The organism is Dellaglioa sp. CoH-57-MRSF-21 (assembly GCF_056781915.1).
Genome location: NZ_JBXAXU010000004.1, coordinates 63,900 through 84,456, shown reverse-complemented (window position 1 = coordinate 84,456; position 20,557 = coordinate 63,900). Strand labels below are relative to the sequence as shown.

Below are 20,557 nucleotides of genomic sequence, written 5' to 3'. Positions count from 1 at the left end.
GACTATATGACATATGTAAATATTGGTGTGCTACTTGTTTTTTTATTGAACTTGTTAGCGGCAATTGTGACCGTCTTTAGAGAAAAACGTGATATTGCTGCAACATGGGCATGGCTTCTTGTCTTGATAGGTATACCTATTTTTGGATTTTTAATTTATCTTTTTTTTGGTAAGAAAATTTCAAAAGAAAAAATATTTGATATTAAAACACAGGGTCGTATGGGTGTTGACCAATTAGTAGATCAACAAAAAGAAGAATGGGCCAGAGGAGAATTAACAACAAGCGGTAAATATACTGATGATGTAAACGAAATCATGCATATGTTTTTAGAAATAGAGAAATCTATTTTAACTAAGAAGAATGAGGTTCAGTTATTTATTGATGGGCATGATAAGTTTAAGACGTTATTTCAAGACATTCGTAAAGCTAAACACCATATCCATGTTGAGTATTATGCATTCGAAGATGGGCATATTGGAAATGAACTATTGACGTTACTTGAAATGAAAGCAAATGAAGGTCTTGAAGTTAGAATCATCTATGATGCATTGGGATCAAAGGGAACTACTAAAAAATTCTTCAAACATCTTGAGGAATTGGGCGGTAAAGCAGAAGCCTTTCTGGGTTCACATTTTTCATTTTCAAATCTTCGTTTGAACTTTAGAGATCATAGAAAGATTGTCGTTATTGATGGTAAAATCGGTTACATCGGTGGATTCAATGTCGGTGATCAGTATCTAGGTGAAAGTGAGAAATTTGGTAACTGGCGAGATACACATATTCGCGTATTTGGAAACGCTGTCGGATCACTACAAAGTAGGTTCATTATGGATTGGAATGCAACTGCGAGAAATAATCAGATTAATTACCAGTCAAGTTATTTTCCACAAACTGTTACAAAAGGTAAAGTTAACATGCAAATTGTTTCTAGTGGACCTGATTCAGAAATTGAACAAATAAAAAAAGGTTATATTAAGTTAATTAATTCAGCTAAAAAATATATTTATATTCAAACACCTTATTTAATTCCAGATGATTCTGTTATAGAAGCGTTAGATATTGCGGTATCTTCAGGCGTTCAGGTTAGAATTATGATTCCTTGTATGCCAGATCATGCCTTTGTTTATCGTGCTACACAGTATTATGCGAAAGATCTAACGAATATTGGTGTAGAAATTTATCAATACAACAATGGATTTTTACACGCTAAAACAGTTGTAATTGATGAAATGGTTGCATCCGTTGGTTCAGCTAATTTTGATTTTAGAAGTTTTAAGTTAAACTTTGAAGCGAATGCATTTATTTATGATGTAGGTGTGGCAAGCACACTTAAAACAATTTTTGAAACTGATATGGAACAAAGTAGTCTTTTAACGAAAAGGTATTTTAATGATCAATCACATTGGTTGAAATTTAAGCAACAGTTTTCAAGACTTCTTTCACCGATATTATAGGAATGGAAACGCTTGACGTTTTTCAGGATGTATGCGATATTATTAATCGGAGACCAACACAAAGGGGAGCCGATTAATTTTGGCTGAGAGTGAAGAAATTCAGACCCTTGGAACCTGTTTGTTAATGCAAACGTAGGAATTGTGTGTAGAAGATTAACACCTTCTTTGTGCTTGGTTTACTAAGTCAAAGGAGGTTTTTTTGTTGGAAAGAAAAAAATTATTGATATTACTAGAAGGGGTCGTTATGGCCGCTTTAGCAATGGCGCTATCATTTGTTCCTAATCCGCCAAATATTGATATTGCACTAGGTGTGTTACCTATTGTGGTATACAGTTTACGACGCGGATTAAAAATGGGATTAATTATTGGGTTACTATATGGTATATTACCTATTTTAATTGGAACTGCGTTTGTATTAACGCCGGTTCAGGCTATCTTAGAGTATCCAGTTGCTAATTTGGTACTAGGATTTTCTGGGTTATTCTCTGCTCGTTTTTTAAGTCAGTTGCGTACTAAAAATATGCGTGGTGCCATACAATCACTGACTTTTGCGATTTTAATAGCTGTATTTCTAAAATACAGTGCTCATTTTATGGCTGGTATCATTTTTTGGTCAAAATATGTTCAATGGGGGCTTTCTCCAGTTGTGTACTCAGCAGTTGTCAATGGTGGGAGTATGATTATTAACATGATTATTGCTACCTTGATACTTAGTATCATACTTAAAAAAAGTCCAGGAATCTTCCTAGCTAAATAGAATAGACAGAAAAAGACGGATATAATAATCCGCCTTTTTTTATAAAAAAGGTTCCTAGCTAATTAAGCTGGGAACCTTTAAAATTTTTATTTTTAAATTAAGCGATTGACATAACTGCGGTTAAAACGACACCACCGACTGTTACAAGAATCATTAACCACACGACAAACATTGTGATTTTTTGGAATGTAGATTTCTTTTTCTTCATGTTTTACCCACCCTCTCAAATCTAATAGTGTAACTATAACTTTTTTATAAGTAAAATGTCAACTTAAAAGTAGTCATTTTTCTTTAAATAATAAGCAGTTAATAAACAAATTATTAACGTGATTAATTGTAACCACCAGAATGAAAAATGAGTGTCTGCACCAGGAAGGGATACGTTCATGCCGAACATACCGCCAACGATTGTTGGTATCGTTAAAATAATCGTCATCGACGTTAAGACCTTCATGATAATATTTAAATTGTTTGAAATAACTGATGAAACCATTTCACCATAATTCTCTAATATTTTAGTTTGAATGCTTGTCATTGTTTCGGCTTGTTGGTTCTCGATTAAAACATCTGTGAGTAAATCATCAGTTGCCTTTTGTTTGAAATGCTCATTTGAGTCAACCATAGATTGAAGTACTGGATTATTTTTCTTTAAAGCAGCATCAAAATAAACTAAACTTTTTTGCATTGACATCATTTGATAATATTGCTCATTTTTAGTTGCTTTAGCAAGTGATTTTTCTAAATTTTCGGTTTCTTGAATGATAGATTTTAACGCAACGACAAAACTTTGTGATAGATACCAAAGTAATTTCAAAGTGAATTGATCCGATGTTATCGTTTTAATTTGATGAATTGGACTATCCGCGATAAATTTACTGATAAAATCTGGTTCACTATTTGAGACTGTAATTATTGCATCATCTGCTAAGATAATTGAAAAAGGAAACGTTTGGTATTCTAAGTAGCCTAGCGAGTTTCTAATGCGATGAGGGTACTGCATTAAGACTAAGTCAGGAACAATATTTTGAGACAATCCTTCAGTTCTTGAATTTTCTTGATCATCTGAAATAGCGGTCATATAGTCTCGTGGTATAGCATACTTTTTAATAAGTTCATTTATTTCTATTTCAGAAGGATTTGTAACGTTAATCCAACATGATTTACTGTATTCTTTTATTTTTTGAATTGTACCTAACTCAGTTGATGTATAATATTCTATCAATATCAAAGTCCCCTTTATTCGAATAACATAATACATAGTATACCAAATTTTTTAAGCTTTCGTTAATTCAGACATCTAGTTGTTAAGATTAGTTCAAATACGCTATAATAGTAAACATAACTGTAACCTAAATTGAAATATATGGTAGAATCATCTATAATATAAGACATTGATTTTTATGAAAATGAGGGATGAAAATATGTGTGGATTTGCAGGTGTATTGAGCGACAGACAAAAAAATACCAATGATGATTACGATAAAATTGTTCATAATATGACAAAAATGATTGTTCACCGTGGTCCTGATGATTCAGGTTATTTTAGTGATGATGATATAACAATGGGATTTAGAAGATTAAGTATTATTGATTTAGAAGGCGGACACCAACCACTTTCATATGAAAATGAACGTTACTGGTTAACTTTCAACGGTGAAATCTATAATTATATTGAACTACGTGAAGCATTAGTTGCTGATGGTTATGAATTTAAAACAGATTCTGATTCAGAAGTCATTTTAGGTATGTATGCTAAGTACGGTGCAGAAGCTGTTAAGCAATTCCGCGGAATGTTTGGATTTGTTATCTGGGATACGCAAGAAAAAACACTTTTTGCTGCCCGTGATCAATTTGGGATTAAACCATTTTATTACGCTATAGCAGATGACAATTTTTATTATGGTTCGGAAAGTAAAGCTATTTATAAAGTTTTAAAAAATAAGACATTTGATAAAGATGCACTTCAAGATTATATGACATTCCAATTTGTACCAGAACCAGAAACGTTAACTAAAGAAATTGATATGTTACAACCTGGACATTATTTAACGAAAAAATTAGGCGAGAAGCCAGTCATTACACGATATTTTTCTGCCGAATTTCATCCAGTAGTTCGTCCAGAAGAGACATATATTAAACGTATTAAAGACGTCTTAATTGATTCAGTTGATAAGCATATGCGTGCCGATGTACCAGTTGGTTCATTCTTATCTGGTGGAATTGATTCGTCTATTATTGTTGCTATTGCTAAAGAATTAAATCCAAAATTAGAAACAATTTCAGTTGGATTTGAACGTGAAGGCTATAGTGAAATAGATGTTGCGCAAGAAACCGCAGAAAAATTAAATGTCGCTAATTTTAGTTCTGTTATTACGGCTGAAGCATTTATGAAGGCTTTTCCACATTTTATTTGGAATATGGATGATCCCTTGGCTGATCCGGCTGCTGTGCCTCAATATTTCCTTGCTAAAGAGGCCAGAAAACGTGTTAAAGTTGCATTGACGGGTGAAGGTGCTGATGAACTATTTGGTGGTTACACTATTTATCATGAACCTGAATCATTAAAAGGATTTAAATACACTAAACCAATTAATGGTGCGTTGAATAAAATTGCTCAAATGATGCCTAAAGGGATGCGTGGACAAAGTTTCCTTCTTCGAGGCACGACACCAATGGAGGATCGTTACGTTGGTAATGCTTTTATTTTTAATGAAAAAGAAAAAGAAGCATTCTTTAAAGACTATAATAAAAATCATCCATTCCAAAGTATTACTGGCCAATATTATAATGCATCAAAAGATTACAATAAAATAGATCAAATGCAATTTATTGATATGCATACATGGTTAAATGGAGATTTATTGCATAATGCCGATCGTACAACAATGGCACACAGCATAGAATTGAGAACACCATTTTTGGATAAAGAAGTTTTTGCAGTTGCTTCTGAAGTGCCTGCAGATTTGAGAATTGCACATGGAACAACCAAGTATGCTTTACGCAAAGCTGCTGAAGGTATCGTTCCTGACCATGTTTTAAATCGTAAAAAATTAGGTTTCCCTGTGCCTATTCGTTTTTGGTTAAAAGACGAAATGTATGACTGGGCTAAACAAATTATTAATGATTCTCAAACAGATGAATTTTTTAACAAACAATATTTCATAGATTTATTGGATGAACATCGTGCTGGTGTTAGAGATAACTCCAGAAAAATATGGACTGTCTTAACATTTATGGTATGGCATCGTATTTACATTGAAAGTGACATATTAGAAGATAGTAAAACAGTAACAGAAAAAGCTAAATAATAAATAGTGGGAGTTCAAAATAATGACAATTATGGTTCAGAAGTTTGGTGGCACATCGGTTCAAGACGATGAGTCGAGACGAGCAGCTTTAAAACACGTAAAATATTCAGTTGATAAAGGGTATCAAGTCGTTGTCGTTGTTTCAGCAATTGGGCGTAAAGGTGCACCTTATGCAACTGATTCATTATTAGGACTTGTCGATGGAGAGCAATCATTACTTTCTAATAGAGAACTTGATATGATTGTTTCTGTTGGTGAAACTATTTCTGCCGCAGTTTTTTCTGAATTATTGAATAAGGAAGGCATTAAAGCTGCTGCTTTAACAGGGCAGGATGCTGGAGTTGAAACAACTGATGAATTTCAGAATGCTAAAGTAATTAACATTAATACTGATTTAATTGATGAGGCATTTAAAGATGCTGATGTTTTAGTTGTGACTGGGTTCCAAGGTGCTACAAGTAAAGGTCAAACGACGACTATTGGGCGTGGTGGAAGTGATACGACAGCTGCATTACTTGGAGCAGCATTAGATGCTGAACGTGTCGATATTTTTACTGACGTGTCAGGGATGATGACTGCCGATCCTAGATTAGTTACAAAGGCAAAATTTCTAGAAACAGTCAGTTATGAAGAAGTTGCAAATATGGCTCATGAAGGTGCGAAAGTTATCCATCCTCGTGCAGTGGAAATTGCGCAACAAGCCCATGTTCCAGTTCGGATTCGCTCAACTTGGCAAAGTCCTGAAGAGATGGGAACCCTTGTGACCGACCGAAACTTAGGTGTAAAGCATTATCGTAGTGTAACTGGTATTGCTCATGTGACTGGACTCAGTCAATTTACAATTAAAACAGTTAATCATGCTCCAAAAGATGTTTTTAATTTGATGTCCAATAATAATTTGAGCGTTGATTTTATTAATATCTCACCTGGCAAAGTCCTCTTTAATTTGTTCAATGATGATGAAAAAAAAGCTAAACAACTTTTAGTAGATGCTGGAATTGATGTCTCAGTGCTTCCAAACTGTGCGAAAGTTTCAATTGTGGGAGCGGGGATGACTGGAACACCAGGTGTTACGGCCAAAATTGTAACAGCACTAGCTGAGAAGGATATTAATATTCTTCAAACAACTGATAGTTATACGACAATTTGGATTTTAGTTCAACAGGACGATTTAAAAACTGCTGTTAATGCATTACATGATGTCTTTTTAAGCAGTATCTAAAAGGGGTAATTTATGAAACTTTTACCATTTTTTGGAACTTGGTATGGGTCGATAATTTTAATATTTGGATATATTCTAATTTTAACTTTACTTAAACGTATTTTACGTAAAAATTGGCCTAAACGGTTGCAAATCATTGATTTTTTACCACCATTACTTCTTTTATTGACACATATTTTATCAGTACGAGAGTTTAATTTATCGATTACACCATTTATAATATTTTCTTGGTGCTTAATTGGTATTGCTAGTGCGCTTATGTATGCGTATCGAGATGGAGAATTAATTTATGCAAAATTTTTCAAGACCATTTGGAAAATTACTGATATTTATATGCTTGGATGGTACCTCTTAATGCTTCTCTTTTTAGTACTATTTTAAGGATATCGTCCTACATTTTTAATTATAAGTAATGTAAAAAACACTTAATCTAAAAAGGATTGAGTGTTTTTTTGTATATTATCATTTAAAATCATAATATTGGGGAATTCAGTGGTGGAATGTGGGGCATTGTGGTAAAATTTAAATAGTTACTATGAAGGGGGGCTGTACACAATGTTTATGGGCGAATTTAAACACACTTTAGATACTAAAGGTAGATTAATTATTCCAGCTAAATTTCGTGAGGAATTAGGTGAGAAATTTGTTATTACTCGAGGTATGGATGGTTGTTTATTCGGATATACACAAACAGAGTGGACACTCCTAGAAGAAAAGCTTAAAACACTCCCTTTAACAAAAAAAGATTCACGGGCTTTTGTAAGATTTTTATATTCTGCAGCTACAGAATGTGAATTTGATAAACAAGGCCGTATTAATATTCCAGTTCCTTTAAGAACACATGCTGATTTAGAAAAAAAATGTGTGCTAGTAGGTGTTTCAAACAGATTCGAAGTATGGAGTGAAGATCGATGGAATAGTTTTTCAGAGAGTGCATCAGAAAATTTTGATGAAATTGCAGAAAATATGATTGATTTTGGATTTTAAATAACACGTATGAAAGGGGATAAAACTATGACGACATTTGAACATGAAACAGTACTACTAAATGAAGCAGTAGATGGGTTGGCTATTAAACCAGATGGTATATATGTTGATTGTACTTTGGGTGGCGGTGGACATAGTGCCCTAATCCTGTCTCAACTAAGTACGGAGGGACATTTATATGCTTTTGACCAAGATCAAACAGCGATTACTTATAATGAAGGGCATTTAAAAAAATACATAGAAAATGGACAAGTTACGTTTATTAAACGCAATTTTAAAGATTTAAAAGCCGCGTTACTGGAACTTAATGTCACGGAAGTAGATGGTGTACTCTATGACTTAGGTGTATCATCCCCACAATTTGATGTCGCAGAACGAGGCTTCAGTTATCAGCACGATGCGCCGTTAGATATGAGGATGGATTTAAGTGCAGAATTAACAGCTAAAGAGATTGTTAATAATTGGACATATCAAGAACTTATTAGAATCTTTTTTAGATATGGTGAAGAAAAATTTGCAAAGTCAATTGCTCGTCAGATTGAAAATGCTAGAGAAAATGAAGAAATTGTTACAACTAGTCAATTAGTTGAATTAATTAAAATGGGTATTCCGGCTCGTGCAAGACGAACAGGTGGGCACCCTGCTAAAAAAGTTTTTCAAGCTATTCGAATTGCGGTTAATGATGAATTGGGTGTTTTAGAAGATTCATTAGAGCAAGCAATTGATTTAATTAATGTTAAGGGGCAAGTTAGCGTTATTACATTTCAGTCATTAGAAGATAGATTGGTCAAAACGATGTTTAAGGAACGAACAAGTTTACCAGAGTTACCACCGGGTTTACCTGTAATTCCAGATAATATTCAGCCAAATTATGCACTAGTTAATAAAAAGCCAATTTTACCATCAGAATTAGAATTACAGAATAATAGGCGTGCACATTCAGCAAAATTGAGAATTATAAAACGATTGAAAAAATAATATTTTATAATAAAGGGGTTACATATCATGGCACAAAATAGCACAGCACGACAAATGCCAAGAGAATATAAAGAAAATCCAAGACAACAACCTATACATAAAAAAACAGTGGGATCACAAAGTGTTGCATTTTCTAGAATTGAAAAATCATTATTTGGTTTAATTGGTGCAATTTCTTTGGTACTTATGCTTATGCTAGTTTCATCTCAGGTAGAGTTGTCTAATAGTAGTCAATTTTTACAAAATATTAACAGCGAAATAACAGCTATTCAAACTAAGAGTTCTGATTTGACACAAGAAGTGAACGAACTTGCCAGTAATGATCGATTAAATAGTATCGCTAATAAAAATGGTCTTAATTTAAGTGAGAGTAGAATAAGGAATGTAACGAAATGAATAATCAAAAGCAACGGATGATAAATGACATGAAAAAGAAACGTAGAAATAGGCAAAGGTTTGGTGTGCTACTAATCCTGGCCGTTTTAGCGATTCTTTTGATGTTTATCATTCGTTTTTCTTATATTGTAATAGGTGGAAAAGTTTCAGATGTTAATTTAAGTAGCCAAACACAGGCACTTTATGAAAATAGTCGAATTGATAAAGCAAATAGAGGAACCATTTATGATGATTCAAATCAACCGATTGCTGAAGATACAACAAACTACTCAATTTATGCAGTTCTATCAAAATCATATGTTGGTGCAAATAACAAAGCGTTATACGTTACTGATAAGAGTAAAGCTGCAAAAGTTATTAGTGATGCGATTGGAATGAAAGAATCTAAAGTTTACAATATTTTGAATGCAAAAAAAGGAACTTACCAAGTTGAATTTGGTAATTCTGGTAAAAACTTATCTTTGGAAACAAAAAACAAGATAGAATCAGCAGATTTAAAAGGTATTTATTTCACTGAAACACAAGCAAGATTATATCCAAATGGTGTTTTTGCATCACATTTAATTGGTGTGACAAAAAGCACTTCAAAAAAAGGTGATTCAACTTTATCTGGTGTAATGGGACTAGAATTAGCATTTAATAAACAATTAAGTGGAACAGACGGGTTAAAAAAGGTCCAAAAAGATAGTTATGGTTACCAACTACCAAACTCAAAGACAAAAACAAAAAAAGTTGAAAATGGAAATAATATTTATACAACCATTGATACAAAATTACAAACGTATCTTGAAACAACTCTAACTAACGTACAAAAAACATATAATCCTAAATCAATGAATGTTGTTATAATGAATGCTAAAAATGGAAAAATTTTGGCAGGAAGTCAACGGCCTACATTTAATGCAGATACCAAAAGTGGTATTTCAAAGATGTGGCGTAATACGCTAATTGAAGATAGTTATGAACCTGGCTCGACTATGAAAGTATTTACAATGGCAGCTGCTATTGAAAATAATGCCTACAATGAGAATGCCGTCTATAAATCAGGTGTTTTAAAAGTGGGAACTAAGATTGTTCCTGATTGGAATACATCTGGTTGGGGTTTAATCACTTATCGTGAAGGTTTCGCTCGTTCAAGTAATGTTGGTATGGCTAAGTTGGAACAAGCGATGGGGCATACTGCTTGGCTTAAATATATTAAAAAATTTGGTTTCCTGGAAAGTACAAATCTGGGATTAGCTAATGAAGCAAAAGGTAGTATTGAATTTCAATACCCAATTGAACAAGCAGATACAGCTTTTGGTCAAGGAATAAATGTGACAACTATGCAAATGATGCAAGGTTTTACGGCATTTGCAAACAACGGTAAGATGATCAAACCAACGCTTGTGGATAAAATTGTAGATCCTAATACTGGAAAAACAACGTATCAAGCTAAAACAACAAATTTAGGACAAGTTATTAAAAAATCAACGTCTAAAGAAGTATTAAGCATGATGCAAGATGTTATCTACAAAAATTATGGGACCGGTAATGCCTTTAAAATTGATGGTTACAAGATAGCTGCAAAAACAGGAACTGCCCAAATTTCGGATCCAAATGGAACTGGATATCTAACGGGTGATGCAAATTATGTCTTTTCAGTTGTAGGTATGGCGCCGGCCAAAGATCCAAAATATATTATGTATGTAACGATGAAACAACCACAAAATATGCAAGGTACCAGTGGTAATGCTATTTTGGCACAAATATTTAATCCATTGATGAAGAGGACTTTAGAAGAAGACAGTTCAACAGCGGTATCAACTGCAAAGACTAATGTAACAGTAGCAGACGTTACAAATAGTTCAACTTCATCAGCTAAAACAAAATTAAACGAACAAAATCTAGATATTGCAGTTATCGGACATGGCAGAACGGTAGCTAATCAGTATCCACCTGCTGGAACGACTGTATTATCCGGACGTAAAATATTGTTATTAACAAATGGTGAAATGATTATGCCTGATTTAACCGGTTGGTCAAAGAGTGATGCGGTGAATGCTGCAGAATTAATGAAACTAAACTTAACGACAACGGGTAGTGGTTATGTAGCAGCTCAAAGTATTAAGGCGAATACAGTTGTTAAAAAATCAACTATGGTGAAATTAACGTTAAAATAAAAAGGTGAATATAGATATGAGAGCAGATAAATTAATCCAAAGTTTAAAATTTAAACGAGTATCAACGGCGATTGATTCAGAGTTAGATATTAAGCTATTAACACAAGATACAAGAGAAGTTGTTGAAGATAGTCTATTTGTTGCTGTTGAAGGTTATACAGTTGATGGACATGATTTTGTGAATCAAGCGGTTGAAAAAGGTGCGAAGATTATTATTGCTCGTAAACCAGTTGATGTACCTGTTCCAGTCGTTTATGTCCAAGATACAAATCGTGCGATGGCAATTCTTGCCGATGCATTTTATGGCGTCCCAAGTCAGCAGATGAGAATGATTGGTGTTACTGGTACAAATGGTAAGACGACTGTTACACATTTGATTGAACAAATTTATCGTGACTTAAATCAAAAAACAGGTTTAATCGGTACAATGTATCGTAAAATAAATGATACACTGTATCCTTCGAATAATACAACTCCAGATGTTATTACATTGCAAAGAACTTTAGCACAAATGAAACAAGAAAAAGTTGAAACTGTTGCAATGGAAGTTTCTTCACATGCGTTAGTCTTAGGACGTGTATGGGGTATTGATTTTGATATCGCAGTTTTTACAAATTTGACACAAGATCATTTAGATTTTCATAAAACAATGGAAAATTATGCACATGCAAAAAGTATGTTATTTGCTCAGTTGGGTAATCATTATACTGAATCAGGCGACTCAAAAGTGGCTGTTTTAAATTTTGATGACCCAGTGGCTCGAACGTTTACTCAGTTTACTTCTGCTCAAATATTATCTTACGGTATCGAAAATGATGATGCCATGATTCAAGCTAAAAATATTGAAATTAAGAGTCATGGAACTGAGTTTGATTTAATTCTTTTTGGTGAAACAACTCATGTTACAATGCAATTAATCGGCTTGTTTAATGTTTATAATATGCTTGCTGCGTTTAGTGCCGCATATGCTGCTGGACTTGATGAAACACAAATTATTAAATCACTTGAAAAAGTGACTGGTGTTAAAGGTCGTTTTCAATTAGTGCCTTCTAAAACGGGTATCAGTGTAATTGTAGATTACGCGCACACACCAGATGGGTTATTAAATGTCTTAGAGACAATACAAGATTTTGCACAAAATAAAATTTATTGCATTGTTGGCTGCGGTGGTGATCGTGATAAAGGAAAACGTCCTAAAATGGCAAAAATTGCTGCTGACCATAGTGATTACCCAGTATTTACTATGGATAATCCTAGAACTGAAGATCCTAAGGAAATTATGGCAGACATGCTGACTGGAATTCCAGAAAATAGAGCAACTGTTATAATGGATCGACACGATGCAATTGCTCAAACAATAAAAAAGGCGCAACCAGGAGATGTTATTTTAATTGCTGGTAAAGGTCATGAAGATTATCAAATTCTTGGTCGAGAAAAAGTGCATTTTGACGATGTTGAAGAAGCATCGGGAGCATTAAATAAAAAATAAGAATTGAGTGAGGATAAGACAATGACTAAACCAGAAATGTTTATACCGTTGGTAAGTGGATTCGCATTAACGTTTATGTTTATGCCATTATTTATTGGCTATTTTAGAATACGTAAACAAGGGCAAATGATTAGAGAAGAAGGACCAAAATGGCATGAGAAAAAGTCTGGTACACCAACAATGGGTGGATTTGTCTTTAATATTGCTATTATTATTACTGCAATTTGGACAGGTATATGGGCTAATTCTATGACACCAGCGATGATGATTATGATTTTCATCTTATTTTTATATGCTATTTTAGGATTTTGGGATGACAGTATCAAATTATTCAAACGACAAAATGAAGGTTTAAAGCCTTGGCAAAAATTATTGGGTCAAATAGTTGGTGGATTAATCTTCACCGTCGTTTATGTCCATGAACATTTGCCACTTGCAATTAATGTCTTTGGTTTTGGTGAGGTCTCAATCGGTATTCTTTATGCTGTATTCATTATTATTTGGCTTGTTGGATTCTCTAATGCGGTTAATTTAACTGATGGAATTGACGGTCTTGTTTCAGGTCAATCAATTATTGCATTCGGTGCATATGCAGTTGTTGCGCAAGTACAACAACAAAAGGATGTACTTATTTTTTGTTTATCTGTCATTGGCGCATTAATTGCGTTCATTTGGTTTAATCATAAACCAGCTAAAGTTTTCATGGGAGATATGGGATCGTTAGCATTAGGTGGTGCATTAGCAACCGTTTCAATTTTATTACACCAAGAACTATCACTCATTTTTATTGGTATTATATTTGTTTGTGAGACGGCAAGTGTTATTTTACAAGTAGCTTCATTTAAATTAACAGGTAAACGCATATTCAAGATGAGCCCAATTCATCATCATTTTGAAATGAGTGGTTGGAATGAATGGAAAATTGATATTGTCTTTTGGACTATTGGGTTAATTGCTGCGATTTTAACGTTACTAGTCATTTTATAAAGGGAGATTTAATTGGAATGAAAAATATTACGAATTATCAAAATAAAAAGGTTCTAGTTGTAGGTTTAGCAAAGAGTGGCTTGAATGCAGCCAAACTTTTAAAAGATTTAGGCGCATTTGTGACTGTGAATGATCATAAAAATATTGATGATAACCCTGAAGCTAAAGAGCTTTTGGCTGAAGGAATCAAAGTGATTACGGGCGGACACCCACTCTCTTTACTAGATGAGGATTTTGAGTTAGTCGTAAAAAACCCTGGAATTCCATATACAAATTTACTTATTGAAAAGGCAATGGAAAAAGGTTTACCTATTATTACAGAACCAGAGCTTGCTTATGAAATTTCTGAAGCGCCAATGATCGGGGTTACAGGAACGAATGGTAAGACAACTACAACGACGCTGATTTCATTGATGTTAAATCAAGAAAGAAAGCAAGGACGTGCATTTGTCGCTGGAAATATTGGTGTTCCATCTGTTGCCGTAGCAAAAAAGGTAACCAAAAATGATATTATTGTAGCTGAATTATCAAGTTTTCAATTATGTGGCATTGATAAATTGAAACCAGAAATAGCCGTTATTACTAATATTTATGAGGCACATACGGATTACCATAAAACTCGAGAAAATTATGTGAAAGCAAAAATGAGAATAACTGAAAATCAAGATTCTAGTGATTTTCTTGTTGTCAATTGGGATTTAAAAGAACTTCGTGAACTAGCTAAAACAAGTTCTGCTAACATTGTGCCATTTTCTAGATTAGATGAAATTGAAACAGGGGCTTATGTAAAAGACGGAAATATTTACTATCAGAATGAATTCATTATGAAATCGGATGAAGTTAATATTCCTGGTGAACATAATATTGAAAATGCGCTTGCAGCTATCGTAACTGCTAAAATTAAAGGTGTAACAAATACTGCTATTCAAGAAGTATTATCGACATTTACAGGAGTACGCCACCGTACACAGTTTGTTAGCGCATGGCATAATCGCAAATTCTATAATGATTCAAAGGCAACTAATATTGAAGCAACTGAGATGGCTGTAAAAGGATTTTCGAATCCAATTATACTATTAGCTGGTGGATTAGATAGAGGATTTACGTTTGAAAAATTGGTGCCTGTACTTAAAGCACATGTAAAAGCAATGATTGTTTTCGGTGAAACAGCTGATTTAATGCGAAATGCTGGAGAAGCGGCAGGTATTACTCAAATTAAGCAAGTCACTGATGTTGTTGCAGCTGTTCCCGAAGCATATAAATTAAGTGATAACAATGATATTATATTGTTATCCCCAGCAGCAGCTAGTTGGGATCAATATCCTTCATTTGAAGTACGTGGTGACAAATATATTGAAGCGGTTGAAAAATTAATGCAAGTAGAGGATAAATAAAATGAAAATTATTGTTTCTGGTGGTGGCACTGGCGGGCATATTTACCCTGCGTTGGCCCTTATTGAAGCGCTAAAAGTAAAAGATCCAACGGCTGAATTTTTATATGTTGGGACTGAAAAAGGACTTGAGAGCCGAATCGTTCCAGATAATGGAATTCCATTTAAAACAATTAAAATTCAAGGATTTAAAAGATCGTTATCAGTAGAAAATATTAAGACAGTCCAACTATTTTTAAAAAGTGTGAAAGACGCAAAGAAAATGATTAAAGAATTTAAACCAGACATTGTTATTGGAACAGGCGGTTACGTATGTGGTGCAGTGGTTTATGCTGCTGCTCGATTACATATTCCAACTATTGTTCATGAACAAAATAGTGTTGCAGGTGTAACAAATAAATTTTTGAGCCACTTTGTTGATAAAGTAGCTATTTCTTTTGAATCAGTTGCAGATCAATTTCCTAAGAAAAAAGTTGTTTTCACAGGGAATCCCCGCGCACAACAGGTTGTAAATGAAACAGAAATTGAAGCATTATCGCAATATGGATTATTAGATGATGTACCAACGATGTTAGTTTTTGGTGGTTCAAGAGGAGCTGCGAAAATTAATCAAGCAATGGTTGAAGCAATTCCTGAATTAAATAAAAAACCATATCAAATTTTATTTGTTACAGGTAACGTTCACTACGATAAAATTATGAATGATTTAAACGGGATAGAATTAAATAAAAATATTGTGATAAAACCATATTTAAATAATATGCCTAATTTATTAAGCCATATTTCTGTCATTTTAGGACGTGCTGGTGCAACAAGTATAGCAGAAATAACTGCACTTGGATTACCATCTATTTTGGTGCCTAGCCCTTATGTTACAAATAATCATCAAGTAAAAAATGCAATGAGTCTAGTTGATAATAATGCAGCTAAGCTTATTACTGAGGATAAGTTAACGGGATCAAAATTGGTCATGGTTTCAGATGAAATGATGCTCAATACTGATGTGAGAAGACAGATGGCTAATAATTCACGTAAAATGGGTGTGCCCAATGCTGCAGATAATCTAATTAAGGTTATGGAAGATTTAATCAAAATTAAAGAATAAGTTAGGAGGCCAAATAAGATGTCAAAAAATAAATTCTTAAAAAGAAAAAAAGCTGAATTGACACCTTGGGAGGCCTTACAAGAGAAAAAAAAGAAGAAAAATAAACGATTCGATTTTTTTGGAAACCCCAAAACAATTAGTGACCGATTACCAAAATTAAAAAAATATCAACATCATGCCCTAAAACAAAAATTAATTATTATAATTGGTTCGTTTCTGATTATTGGTTTAATTGCACTATATTTTATTTCACCATTAAGTAAAATACAAAATATTAGTATTTCAGGTGAAAAAACAGTTTCAAAAGTACAAGTAGAAAATGCTAGTAATTTACACATTAATGATCCATTATCCCACGCGTTTTTTAGAAAAAAAGCTATTTTAAAGGATATAAAAAAAGAATTGCCACAGGTGAAGTCACTAACTGTTAGCCATAATAAATGGAATGGTGTTAAACTTTCTATTAATGAATATGATCTTGCAGGATATATTTATAAAAATAAAACATACTATCAATTATTTTTGAATGGGACAATTGGAAGTAAGAAATTTGACCAACCAGTGGGGAATTATCCTACGTATTCTAAGTTTAATCAAACAAATATATTGCAAAAAATGGTTAAACAATATAAAAAAATTCCGATGAAAATCAGAAATGGAATATCAGAAATCGATTATCAACCATCCAAAGTGAATAATCAGCGAATATATATATACATGAATGACAGAAATAAAATTATTGCTAATATTGATAATTTTGCCGATAAAATGGCTTTCTATCCAAGTATCTCATCTAAAATGAAGAAAAAAGGTGTCGTTGATTTAGAAGTGGGTGCATATTCTTATCCATATAATAAGAAAAGTTAACAAAGTTGGTATGGCCTATGGGATATCCTTTCTAAATCAGGTCTTAATGTGGTAAAATATGAGTACTATATCTTATAAAAAATAATATTAAAAGCAAGCTGTAAGGAGGTTCTTTTTCAGATGGGTAACGCAGGTATATATGTGGGGTTAGATATCGGTACGACATCAATTAAAGTTATCGTTTCTGAATACGTTAATGGTCAATTGAACGTAATTGGTATTGGTAATGAACGCTCACAAGGTTTGAATAGGGGAATTGTAGTCGATATTGATAAGGCTGTAATTTCAGTACAAAAAGCTATTAAACAAGCTGAAGAAAAAGCAAATATTCAGATTCACGAAGTACATGTTGGTATTCCTGCTAATTTATTACAAATTATTCCTTGTAACGGCATGATTGCCGTTTCAGATGAATCAAAAGAAATTACAAATGAAGATGTTGTGAATGTTGCGAGTGCAGCATTAGTTCAAAATTTACCACCAGAAAGAGATATCATTGATATTATTGCTGATGAATTTGTAGTTGATGGATTTGATGGCATTAAGGATCCTCGTGGTATGATTGGTGTGAGATTAGAAATGCATGGATCAGTTTATACTGGCCCAAAAACAATTATTCATAATTTAAAAAAATGTGTTGAAAATGCTGGGCTAACTATCAGAGAAACAATCGTGAACCCATTAGCACTTGCATCAGTTGCGATGTCAGATGGCGAAAGAGACTTTGGTACTGTACTTATTGATCTCGGTGGTGGTCAAACGACTGCTTCAGTGATTCATGATCATAAGTTGAAATTTACATACGTGGACCAAGAGGGTGGCGATTTTGTCACGAAAGATATCTCAGTGGTTCTTAATACATCTGTTGAAAATGCTGAAAAATTGAAACGCAATTATGGATTTGCTAATTCTGAGTTAGCATCAGAAGATGATGTTTTCCCAGTTGATGTTGTTGGACAAAGTGAGCCAATCAATATCTCTGAAAAATATTTAGCAGAGATTATTGAAGCAAGAATCTCTCAAATCTTAGATAAAATAAAAAGTTCATTAGATGCTATCAAGGCGTTAGAATTACCAGGTGGCGTTATCTTAACTGGTGGTCTTGCAGCTTTACCAGGAATTACAGAATTAGCATCAGAAATTTTGCAAGTTCAAGTTAAAACCTACGTCCCTGATCAAATGGGATTACGCTATCCTTCATTTGCACAAGCCTTAGGATTGATTAATTATGCAGTCGAGCAAGATGAAGTCACATTATTAGTGAAAAGTGCAATGGGACTTGATATTGATCAATTAAGTTATAGTATTGTTGAACCAGACAACGAAAAACCTAAGAAGCAAGAAGTAAAAAACAAAGTTAAAAAAACTAGAAAACCAAAAACATCAGGGGATCCATTAAAATCAGTTAAAAACTTTTTTAATGAATTTTTCGATTAAATAGGAGGAAGTAAGTAATGGAATTTTCTTTGGACTCAAGTGAAGATAAAGGCGCAGTAATAAAAGTAATTGGTGTCGGTGGCGCTGGTGGTAATGCTGTTAATCGTATGATTGATGAAAATGTTTCAGGTGTTGAGTTTATTGCATTAAATACTGATGTTCAGGCATTGGAAAGCTCAAAGGCAGAAATTAAAATTCAATTGGGTCCTAAATTGACTCGTGGATTAGGTGCTGGTGCAACTCCAGATATTGGTAGTAAAGCTGCACAAGAAAGTGAAGAAGCAATTATCGAAGCTATTGATGGCGCTGATATGATTTTCGTTACTGCTGGAATGGGTGGTGGAACAGGAACAGGAGCTGCTCCTGTTGTAGCTAAAATCGCTAAAGATCAAGGCATTTTAACAGTCGGAATTGTAACACGTCCATTTACATTTGAAGGACCTAAACGTAGCCGTTTTGCTGCTGAAGGAATAGCTAATCTGAGAGATCAAGTTGATACGTTAGTTGTTATTGCTAATAACCGTTTACTTGAAATCATTGACAAGAAGACACCGATGCTTGAAGCATTCCAAGAAACAGATAATGTTTTACGTCAAGGTGTTCAAGGTATTTCTGAATTAATTACATCACCCGGTTTAATTAATTTAGATTTTGCTGATGTTAAAACAGTGATGGCTGATCAAGGAACTGCATTAATGGGAATTGGATCTGCTACTGGTGAAAATAGAACTGCTGAAGCAACAAAAAAAGCAATTTCTTCGCCATTACTCGAAGTTTCAATTGATGGTGCAAAACAAGTTCTACTTAATATCACCGGTGGTGCTGATATGAGTCTTTTCGAAGCGCAAGAAGCTTCTGAAATTATTTCACAAGCTGCAACTGATGAAATTAATATTATTTTTGGAACGTCAATTAATGAAGACCTAGGTGATGAAATCGTCGTAACAGTTATTGCAACTGGTATTGATGATGTTAAAGAAGAAAAAAAAGCCACAGTTCGTACACGAACATTACCAAGAACTGATGCACCTAAAGCAACATTAGCTGAAAAGCAAGAAGATCGTTTTGACGATTGGGATATTATGCACCCATCAAGTCAACCTGAAGAAAAAAAATCAACAGAATTTGAAAATGTTGAAAAACCAAATTTTGATGTCTTTAAGAATGATATCAAAACTGATGATTTAGCAACAAATAATGATGATAGTTTAAGTACACCACCGTTTTTCAGAAAACGACGTAAAGATTAATTAAATGAATCAATGGGGAGGTTACGGATATTATGGCTTTTGAAAAAATTGGTCGTTTTTTTGGGTTAGCTGAAGAAGATGATTTTGAAAATGATGATTACCAAACCGAAGAGTCTATGCGGACTTCGTCATTGAATCAAAGTAATAAAGTCGTTTCGATAAATGGTAAATATAGTCAACCACAAAAAATTAATTTATTTGAACCTAGAATTTATTCTGATGTTAAGGATATTGCAACGCATTTAATGCAAAATCAAGCAATCGTCGTAAATTTTCAAAAAATGGATGAAGTTCAATCTAAACGGATTGTTGATTTCTTGTCCGGAACAATTTTTGCTATTAACGGAACAATTCAAAGAATTGGCGATAATATTTTTCTTTGTACACCAAACTCATTTACTGTTGAAGGAAATATGGCAGATAATATTTTTGAAAAATTCGAATAAAAGAAAAATCGAGGTATACAAATGATTGAGTTTATTACATTTCTAGCTAAAGTGATTACGTGGGCTTTTGATGCTTATGAGCTAGCAATTATCATTTACGTTTTAATGTCATGGTTTCCAGGCGCTTATAATACGCCGGTTGGCCATTTCTTAAGTAAAATTTGTCAACCATACCTTGCATTTTTTGACCGTTTTATCCCGGCAATTGGGGGTATTAGTTTTTCACCAATTATTGCGATAATCGCGCTAAGCTTCATCCAAAATGGGGTTATGGGACTTCTGACTACTTTGATTCGTCTTTATGTTGGAGGCTAATGATA

General features: G+C 33.5%; 20 protein-coding genes and 1 riboswitch. Of the genes, 18 read left to right on the top strand and 2 right to left on the bottom strand.

Annotation, left to right across the window (positions count from 1 at the left end; translation table 11 throughout):
- Positions 1–6: 6 nt before the first annotated feature.
- Together cls and thiT are read left to right on the top strand one after the other, a co-directional pair.
- Positions 7–1,455 carry a cardiolipin synthase gene (gene cls, locus AC1RPQ_RS05545; RefSeq protein ID WP_481761673.1) on the top strand — a complete coding sequence of 483 codons (1,449 nt, stop codon included), beginning with the start codon at positions 7–9 and terminating at the stop codon, positions 1,453–1,455.
- 52 nt (positions 1,456–1,507) lie between these two features.
- Positions 1,508–1,611: riboswitch (TPP riboswitch) on the top strand.
- A gap of 46 nt (positions 1,612–1,657) precedes the next feature.
- On the top strand, positions 1,658–2,212 hold the full coding sequence (gene thiT, locus AC1RPQ_RS05540) for an energy-coupled thiamine transporter ThiT (protein ID WP_481761674.1): 555 nt from the start codon (positions 1,658–1,660) through the stop codon (positions 2,210–2,212).
- Between the two features lie 97 nt (positions 2,213–2,309).
- On the opposite strand, the gene AC1RPQ_RS05535 is transcribed toward thiT, so the two are convergent.
- Positions 2,310–2,420, bottom strand: coding sequence for a DUF4044 domain-containing protein (locus AC1RPQ_RS05535; RefSeq protein ID WP_409022359.1), 111 nt, complete (start codon positions 2,418–2,420; stop codon positions 2,310–2,312).
- A gap of 63 nt (positions 2,421–2,483) precedes the next feature.
- The gene (locus AC1RPQ_RS05530) at positions 2,484–3,434 is read right to left on the bottom strand and encodes a magnesium transporter CorA family protein (RefSeq protein WP_409022360.1); all 951 of its coding nucleotides are present in this window, start codon (positions 3,432–3,434) and stop codon (positions 2,484–2,486) included.
- Positions 3,435–3,633: 199 nt separating this feature from the next.
- On the opposite strand from AC1RPQ_RS05530, the gene asnB reads away from it, so the two are divergent.
- The 16 genes from asnB to AC1RPQ_RS05450 all read left to right on the top strand — a co-directional run bounded on the left by asnB (position 3,634) and on the right by AC1RPQ_RS05450 (position 20,552).
- Positions 3,634–5,520 carry an asparagine synthase (glutamine-hydrolyzing) gene (asnB, locus tag AC1RPQ_RS05525; protein ID WP_481761723.1) on the top strand — a complete coding sequence of 629 codons (1,887 nt, stop codon included), beginning with the start codon at positions 3,634–3,636 and terminating at the stop codon, positions 5,518–5,520.
- Positions 5,521–5,542: 22 nt separating this feature from the next.
- On the top strand, positions 5,543–6,742 hold the full coding sequence (gene dapG, locus AC1RPQ_RS05520; protein ID WP_481761675.1) for an aspartate kinase: 1,200 nt from the start codon (positions 5,543–5,545) through the stop codon (positions 6,740–6,742).
- A 12-nt stretch (positions 6,743–6,754) separates the two neighbouring features.
- A complete protein-coding gene (locus AC1RPQ_RS05515; RefSeq protein WP_409022362.1) occupies positions 6,755–7,123 on the top strand; it encodes a DUF3397 family protein in 369 nt (122 codons plus the stop codon).
- Positions 7,124–7,297: 174 nt separating this feature from the next.
- On the top strand, positions 7,298–7,729 hold the full coding sequence (mraZ, locus tag AC1RPQ_RS05510; protein ID WP_481761676.1) for a division/cell wall cluster transcriptional repressor MraZ: 432 nt from the start codon (positions 7,298–7,300) through the stop codon (positions 7,727–7,729).
- Between the two features lie 27 nt (positions 7,730–7,756).
- Complete coding sequence (gene rsmH, locus AC1RPQ_RS05505) at positions 7,757–8,707, top strand: 16S rRNA (cytosine(1402)-N(4))-methyltransferase RsmH (protein ID WP_481761677.1); 951 nt, start codon at positions 7,757–7,759, stop codon at positions 8,705–8,707.
- Between the two features lie 27 nt (positions 8,708–8,734).
- Positions 8,735–9,103, top strand: a complete 369-nt coding sequence (ftsL, locus tag AC1RPQ_RS05500) for a cell division protein FtsL (protein ID WP_481761678.1) — start codon at positions 8,735–8,737, stop codon at positions 9,101–9,103.
- Positions 9,100–11,265 (top strand): penicillin-binding transpeptidase domain-containing protein, encoded by a 2,166-nt coding sequence (locus tag AC1RPQ_RS05495; RefSeq protein WP_409022366.1) that lies wholly within the window; start codon positions 9,100–9,102, stop codon positions 11,263–11,265. The genes ftsL and AC1RPQ_RS05495 overlap by 4 nt, the downstream gene beginning before the upstream one ends.
- 16 nt (positions 11,266–11,281) lie before the next feature.
- Complete coding sequence (locus AC1RPQ_RS05490; RefSeq protein WP_481761679.1) at positions 11,282–12,754, top strand: UDP-N-acetylmuramoyl-L-alanyl-D-glutamate--2,6-diaminopimelate ligase; 1,473 nt, start codon at positions 11,282–11,284, stop codon at positions 12,752–12,754.
- 21 nt (positions 12,755–12,775) lie between these two features.
- A complete protein-coding gene (gene mraY, locus AC1RPQ_RS05485; RefSeq protein ID WP_409022368.1) occupies positions 12,776–13,741 on the top strand; it encodes a phospho-N-acetylmuramoyl-pentapeptide-transferase in 966 nt (321 codons plus the stop codon).
- Positions 13,742–13,758: 17 nt separating this feature from the next.
- The gene (gene murD, locus AC1RPQ_RS05480; protein WP_481761680.1) at positions 13,759–15,135 is read left to right on the top strand and encodes a UDP-N-acetylmuramoyl-L-alanine--D-glutamate ligase; all 1,377 of its coding nucleotides are present in this window, start codon (positions 13,759–13,761) and stop codon (positions 15,133–15,135) included.
- A 1-nt stretch (position 15,136) separates the two neighbouring features.
- The gene (gene murG, locus AC1RPQ_RS05475; RefSeq protein ID WP_409022370.1) at positions 15,137–16,237 is read left to right on the top strand and encodes an undecaprenyldiphospho-muramoylpentapeptide beta-N-acetylglucosaminyltransferase; all 1,101 of its coding nucleotides are present in this window, start codon (positions 15,137–15,139) and stop codon (positions 16,235–16,237) included.
- An 18-nt stretch (positions 16,238–16,255) separates the two neighbouring features.
- On the top strand, positions 16,256–17,104 hold the full coding sequence (locus AC1RPQ_RS05470) for a cell division protein FtsQ/DivIB (RefSeq protein ID WP_409022371.1): 849 nt from the start codon (positions 16,256–16,258) through the stop codon (positions 17,102–17,104).
- 120 nt (positions 17,105–17,224) lie between these two features.
- Entirely contained in the window at positions 17,225–18,541 is a 1,317-nt protein-coding gene (ftsA, locus tag AC1RPQ_RS05465; protein ID WP_481761681.1) for a cell division protein FtsA, read from the top strand.
- 17 nt (positions 18,542–18,558) lie between these two features.
- Positions 18,559–19,791, top strand: coding sequence for a cell division protein FtsZ (gene ftsZ / locus AC1RPQ_RS05460; protein ID WP_481761682.1), 1,233 nt, complete (start codon positions 18,559–18,561; stop codon positions 19,789–19,791).
- Between the two features lie 32 nt (positions 19,792–19,823).
- Complete coding sequence (locus AC1RPQ_RS05455; RefSeq protein ID WP_481761683.1) at positions 19,824–20,237, top strand: cell division protein SepF; 414 nt, start codon at positions 19,824–19,826, stop codon at positions 20,235–20,237.
- Positions 20,238–20,258: 21 nt separating this feature from the next.
- Positions 20,259–20,552 carry a YggT family protein gene (locus tag AC1RPQ_RS05450; RefSeq protein WP_409022375.1) on the top strand — a complete coding sequence of 98 codons (294 nt, stop codon included), beginning with the start codon at positions 20,259–20,261 and terminating at the stop codon, positions 20,550–20,552.
- The last annotated feature ends 5 nt before the right edge of the window (positions 20,553–20,557 follow it).